Here is a 5,773-nt window from a genome sequence, read left to right on the forward strand (position 1 = left end):
AACAAGGTGGAGCTGATCCCCTTGGAGGAACTGGGCCGGCCCCGCATTGATGTGGTGGTGAACTGCTCGGGGGTGTTCCGGGATCTGTTTGTCAACCAGATGGACCTGATCGACCGGGCGGTGAAGCTGGCGGCCGCAGCGGTGGAGCCACCGGAGCTGAACTTTGTGCGCAAGCACGCCTTGCAGCAGGCAGAAGAACTGGGGCTGACGTTGGAGCAGGCGGCAACGCGGGTCTTTTCCAACGCTTCCGGATCCTACTCCGCCAACATCAACCTGGCGGTGGAAAACAGCTCTTGGGAAGATGAAAGCGAGCTGCGGGAGATGTACCTATCCCGCAAGTCCTTTGCCTTCGGCTCGAATCTGCCCAACCAACAGATGCGACAGCTCTTCGAGGCCAGCCTGAAAACGGTGGATGTGACCTTCCAGAACCTGGACTCCTCGGAGATCAGCCTGACCGATGTCAGCCACTACTTCGACGCGGATCCCACCAAGCTGGTGCAGAGCCTGCGCCCGGATGGCAAGGCCCCCTCGGCCTACATGGCAGATACCACCACGCCCAACGCCCAGATCCGCACCCTGAGCGAAACCATCCGTCTGGACGCCCGCACCAAGCTCCTCAACCCCAAGTGGTATGAGGGGATGCTCAAGCACGGCTACGAAGGGGTACGGGAGATCGCCAAGCGGTTGGTCAACACTTCGGGCTGGTCGGCCACGGCAGGCGCGGTGGACAACTGGATCTACGAGGAAACCAACGAGACTTTCATCAAGGACGAGGCGATGCGGCAGCGCTTGATGAACCTCAACCCCCACTCCTTCCGGCGCATTGTCGGATCCCTGCTAGAGGTGCATGGGCGTGGCTATTGGCAGACTTCCCAGGCCAATATCGAGCGCCTGCAGGAGCTGTATCAGGAGATCGAGGACAGAATCGAAGGGGTGGAGTAATTAATATGGTTGTTTCAGGTTAGCGTGAGACGTCTGGGCTACTGTTCGCGCCAGCGGGACGGAGTCCTTAGACCTTACGTGAAGTCGGCAAAAGCTGCAACCATGGCCGGATCCTTGCCCAGGGCTTCTGAAGCAGCAGTGGATCCTGCCAAGTTCGTTGATTACTCTATGAATCCAGCTAATCCTGGAAATCAAGGCAAGTGGATTGCCTTTGCAGAGCTTGGCTATGATGTCAGTACACCAGAGGGAAGAAGGGTGGGATTTGCTCACATTCTGCAACAGGTTACTGCTGCTCTGCCTTGCGCCTTAGCCGGGGATCCGTTTCCAACACCCTATGGAAGCCGCTATCGAGTCAAGATTGAAATTTTGGGCCTCAATCAGAAAAAAGGCACTTTAGTGACCGTGTGGCAGGTTGATAAGGAAAGTTTAATCCCTCGTTTGGTCACCAATTGGTTAGAGGTACACAATGATGAGTAAAACCACTTCTAGAATCAAGCCATACAGTAGAGTCAAAACTGTGGCAGATGTCAAGGAGTATTTCAGCGAGACCACTATTCCTGCTGGAACTCAGGGATCCATTGTGGAATGTTACTCAGATCCCACTGAAGGCTATGCGGTTGATTTAGCGGTTCCGGATTTGAGCTTGGTAGGAGGTTTTCGATATTTTAATCTCATTCTTTTTCCCGATCAGTTTGAAGTCATAGATCCCGAAACATGAAGTATCCAATGTTGAATGGACGTTCCCTCTACCCCACCAATCCGGCCCAGCGTAGGTAGCCCTCCACCAGTTGGGATCCGGCTAGAGCGGCTACCCCTCCGCCCATAGCCAAGTAGGGGCCGAAGGGGATGGGCTTTCCCAGGCGGGCCCGCCCCTTGGTCATGGCCAGCAAGCCAGCCAGCAGGCCAAACCCGGAACCCAAAAGAAGGGCCACCACCACCCCCTGCCAGCCCAACCACATGCCGATCAGGGCCAACAGCTTGCCATCTCCCCCGCCCATAGCCTCCCGCCCCAAGACCCAACGGGCCAAGAGGCCAATGCCCTCCAGCAGCCAGAGGCCCAGCACAGCTCCTGCAATCCCTTCCACCAGTGACAGGCCTGTAGCGGCCAGGGATCCGGATCCCTGGAGCCACGGCAGAGCCAGGCGGGCCAAAAGCCCCACCACCAGGCCTGAACGGGTCAGCTCCTCCGGCAGCAAAAAGGTATCCAGATCGATGAGCGCCAGGGCCAACAGCCAGCTCAACAAGATGCAGGTGAGGATCCCTTGGGCAGAAAACCCCAAAGCGCCGATGCTGAGGGCAAACAGGCCCATTGTCAACGCCTCAACGGCAGGGTAGCGCCAGCTAATCTGCGCTCCACAATGGCGGCAGCGACCGCGCAGCAACAACCAGCCCAGGATGGGAATGTTCTCCGTGGGGCCCAGCGGCGTCTTGCAGCTTGGACAATGGGATCCGGGATGGAGCAGAGAAAGGCCCTGCGGCAGGCGATAGACCACCACGTTCAAGAAGCTGCCCACACAGGCCCCCAGCACCAGTACCAGCACCCAGCCCAGTAGGCGCAGCTCCCAGATTCTGTTGGCGTCGGCGCTGCTCAGCCACATCATGCTCAGCCACATCATGTGAGCGTTGTGCAGTAGGGGAGAATCTCGAGCATGGCAGCCATTCCCATCGCGTCGGCAGGACGGAGTCCCTAAAGGCAGAAAAAGGAAGGATCTGCTCTGTCAGCGTAGCTCCTTGTGCCTCACCGCAGCGGCTCCAATTGCTGCAGCGGAATAAAAGTTTCCTGGGGCAAGAGAATGGGAAACTCGGAAAAGATCAGATCCCCTCGCAGGGTACGGCGGTGGATGACTACTCCCCGCGGGGGTTGCTCCAGCACTTCCGGTCGATGCTGCAGATGAAATTGATAAATCTGGCGAGCCGCTTGAAGCAGAGCGCTGTCCATGAGCTGTTTTCCTACCTTGCCAAGTTCACGACTACCCTAACGACCTTCCCATTATGTCAGCGAGACGGAGTCCTTGCTCGTTAGCGGGATAGGATCCTCAAGCCCTTTTGGATCCCTGACGTCTGGATCCCTGACGTCCTCAGGCTTTTTTTGGAGATGCTTAGGGCCCCTTGAAAGCCGGGGATCCCTCAAGCCGAACACCTGCTTCTTTCTAAGAGAAGAGACAAACTGCCCTGCCCCCGCCAGCCTAAACTTAGGATATCGCCGCCGAGGACTTATGGGTCACCTCCGCCCACTCAATTCTCGATGTCTGTCCAGGAATGGAGGCCATAGAGCACTCTGGAGTTGTCGGCAGCCAGCCTAAGACAGTTTGACGTCAGGGCTGGGGGAGATCAAATCTGGGCCGATGCTGTAGGAGGAGCCACGGTAACTGGGTTTGGGATTGAGCTTGTCTTGAAAGCGGGTGATGATCTGGATGGTGCGCTGTACATCCGCCGGAAAGATCACCACCAGGTCTCCGGGTTCGGCTTTCTCCAGAGCGGTTTCGATAGCAGTTGCCTCATCCAAGATTTCCTGCAGACGATCCCCTGCCTTTTCCTGTTCCCAACCCTGCCGGATTAGGGCGGCCACCTCGCCTGGTTCCCGTCCTCGCCGGTCATCATCTTCTTTGACAATGGCCCGGTCGAACATGCGCGCTGCCAAGACTCCCAGCTCTCGTAGGTCGCTGTTGCGCCGATCCCCAGGCCCGCCGATAACCCCAATTTTTCGTTGGCAATCCCAGCGCTCCAGGGTACTTTGAATGGCTTCGTAACCTGCTGGGTTGTGGGCATAGTCCACCAACACCTGGTAGCCCCCTACATCAAACAAGTTGAGGCGACCGGGGGTCTGGGCTACAGAACTGGTGAAGGTGCCCAGCGCCATGCGGATGTCGTCGATGGAAACCCCGTGCAGGAAGGCTGCCAAAGTAGCGGCCAGCACATTTTGGATCATGAAGCTGGCCTTGCCAGAGAGGGTGAGGGGAATTTTGGTTACATCTTCTATGCGCAGTTTCCAGCCCCGTTTCAAAATGGAGATGTGGCCCTCTTCATAGACAGCTGCTATGCCCCCGGAAGCAATGTGCTTTTGAATGAGGGGATTTTCCGGGTTCATGCTGAAATAGGCCACTGTCGCCTTGACATTGGCGGCCATGGCGGCCACCAGACCATCATCGGCATTCAAGACAGCGTAGCCCCGCTCGTGTACCGCTTCCACCAAGACGGATTTGACGCGGGCCATGTCTTCTAGGGTTTCGATATCCCCCAACCCCAGGTGATCTGAGGTTACGTTGAGCACCACGCCGATATCGCATTCCGGAAACCCCAGCCCCTCTCGCAAAATGCCGCCTCGCGCCGTTTCCAGCACCGCCACTTCTACGGTGGGATCCCTGAGCACCAGGCGGGCGCTGTGGGGGCCGGTCATGTCTCCCTTGGCAATTTGATGGTTTTGGATGTAAACGCCGTCGGTGGTGGTGAAGCCGACCCGCTTGCCGATGCCTTTGAGGATGTGGGCGATCAGGCGGGTGGTGGTGGTTTTGCCGTTGGTGCCGGTGACGGCCAGGATGGGGATGCGGGTGTGGCTGCCGGGGGGAAAGAGCATGTCGATGATGGGCTCAGCCACATTGCGCGGGATCCCTTCGCTGGGGGCCAGGTGCATGCGCAAACCCGGAGAAGCGTTCACCTCGACAATGCCGCCACCGGTTTCGTTGACGGGCTGGGCAATGTCCGGGCAGATGAGGTCGATGCCCGCCACATCCAGGCCGATGATCTGAGCTGCCCGTTCGGCAATGAAGGCGTTGTAGGGATGGATGATATCGGTGCAATCGACGGCGATGCCTCCGGTGCTCAGGTTGGCGGTGGATTTGAGGGTGCAATGTTCTCCTTTGGGCAGCACCGTATCCAGGGTGTAGCCTTTGCTTTCGAGGATACGCAGGGTCATGTCATCAACGCTAATTTGGGTCAGCACGTTTTCGTGGCCAAACCCCCGCCGCGGATCCCTGTTGACTTCGTCGATCAGCTCTTGAATGGTGGAGCGGCCATCTCCCACCACATAGGCTGGGATCCGCTTGGCCACAGCCACCAGCTTGTTGTTGATCACCAGCAGTCGGTAGTCATCCCCCACCAGGTGCTTTTCCACCAACACCACATCGGAGTATTGGCTGGCGGCATCGTAGGCGATCTCGGCGGCTTCCAGGCTGGTGATGTTGACGGTGATGCCCTTGCCGTGGTTGGCGTTAAGGGGCTTGATCACCACCGGAAAGCCCCCGACATCCTCGATGGTGGCTGCCAACTCGCTGCGGCGACGCACCGTATAGCCCTTGGGCACCGGGATCCCCATGTCCTGCAGCAGTTCTTTGGTGGCCCGCTTGTTGGCGGCCAGGTCGGCGGCAATGATGCTGGTTTTTTCAGTGGTGGTGGCTTCGATGCGCTTTTGGTAGACGCCGTACCCCAGTTGCACCAGGGATCCCTTGTTGAGGCGCAGATAGGGGATCCCGCGCAGGGCGGCCTCGTCCAGCAAAGCTTGGGTGCTGGGGCCGAAGCGGACGTTCTCTCGGATCTCTCGCAACTCTTGAATGTCCAGTTCTAGGTCGCGGCGGTAGTCTTCTCCGTCCACCAAAGCCTGACAGAGGTAGACTGCAGCTTTGGCCGCAAAGCGCCCGGCCTCTGCCTCTTGATACTCGAACACCACGTTGTAGGTGCCGGGGGTGGAGGTTTCGCGGGTGCGGCCAAAATCCACTTTCATGCCGGCCAGAGTCTGCAGTTCCAAGGCCACATGCTCCACCACATGGCCCATGAGGGTGCCCTCTTCCACCCGTTGCAAGAATCCCCCATAGCAGCCGCGGGAGCACTGGTGTTC

5 protein-coding genes are annotated in these 5,773 nt (G+C 58.3%); 2 read left to right on the plus strand and 3 right to left on the minus strand.

Going from position 1 to position 5,773, the window contains the following annotated elements; all coding sequences use genetic code 11:
• Both NW837_RS08275 and NW837_RS08280 read left to right on the plus strand, forming a co-directional pair.
• Window positions 1-942 (plus strand): cobaltochelatase subunit CobN (locus NW837_RS08275; protein WP_414330565.1); only part of this gene is annotated, 942 nt, incomplete at its 5' end.
• A gap of 102 nt (window positions 943-1,044) precedes the next feature.
• A complete protein-coding gene (locus NW837_RS08280) occupies window positions 1,045-1,419 on the plus strand; it encodes a DUF6883 domain-containing protein (RefSeq protein WP_414330567.1) in 375 nt (124 codons plus the stop codon).
• A gap of 269 nt (window positions 1,420-1,688) precedes the next feature.
• Here the strand turns inward: NW837_RS08280 and NW837_RS08285 are convergent, their stop codons facing one another.
• The 3 genes from NW837_RS08285 to cphA all read right to left on the minus strand — a co-directional run.
• Window positions 1,689-2,558, minus strand: coding sequence for a prepilin peptidase (locus NW837_RS08285; RefSeq protein WP_414330570.1), 870 nt, complete (start codon window positions 2,556-2,558; stop codon window positions 1,689-1,691).
• A gap of 122 nt (window positions 2,559-2,680) precedes the next feature.
• Window positions 2,681-2,881 (minus strand): hypothetical protein, encoded by a 201-nt coding sequence (locus NW837_RS08290; protein ID WP_414330572.1) that lies wholly within the window; start codon window positions 2,879-2,881, stop codon window positions 2,681-2,683.
• A gap of 360 nt (window positions 2,882-3,241) precedes the next feature.
• A partial coding sequence (gene cphA / locus NW837_RS08295; protein WP_414330575.1) for a cyanophycin synthetase occupies window positions 3,242-5,773 on the minus strand: 2,532 nt, incomplete at its 5' end.

This window comes from Synechococcus sp. R6-10 (assembly GCF_047461815.1).
GTDB lineage: Bacteria > Cyanobacteriota > Cyanobacteriia > Thermostichales > Thermostichaceae > Thermostichus.

Coding starts and splice junctions, on each gene's coding strand:
- NW837_RS08290 (WP_414330572.1), bottom strand. CDS start 2,881: ATGGACAGCGCTCTGCTTCAAGCGGCTCGCCAGATTTATCAATTTCAT.
- NW837_RS08285 (WP_414330570.1), bottom strand. CDS start 2,558: ATGATGTGGCTGAGCATGATGTGGCTGAGCAGCGCCGACGCCAACAGA.
- NW837_RS08280 (WP_414330567.1), top strand. CDS start 1,045: ATGGCCGGATCCTTGCCCAGGGCTTCTGAAGCAGCAGTGGATCCTGCC.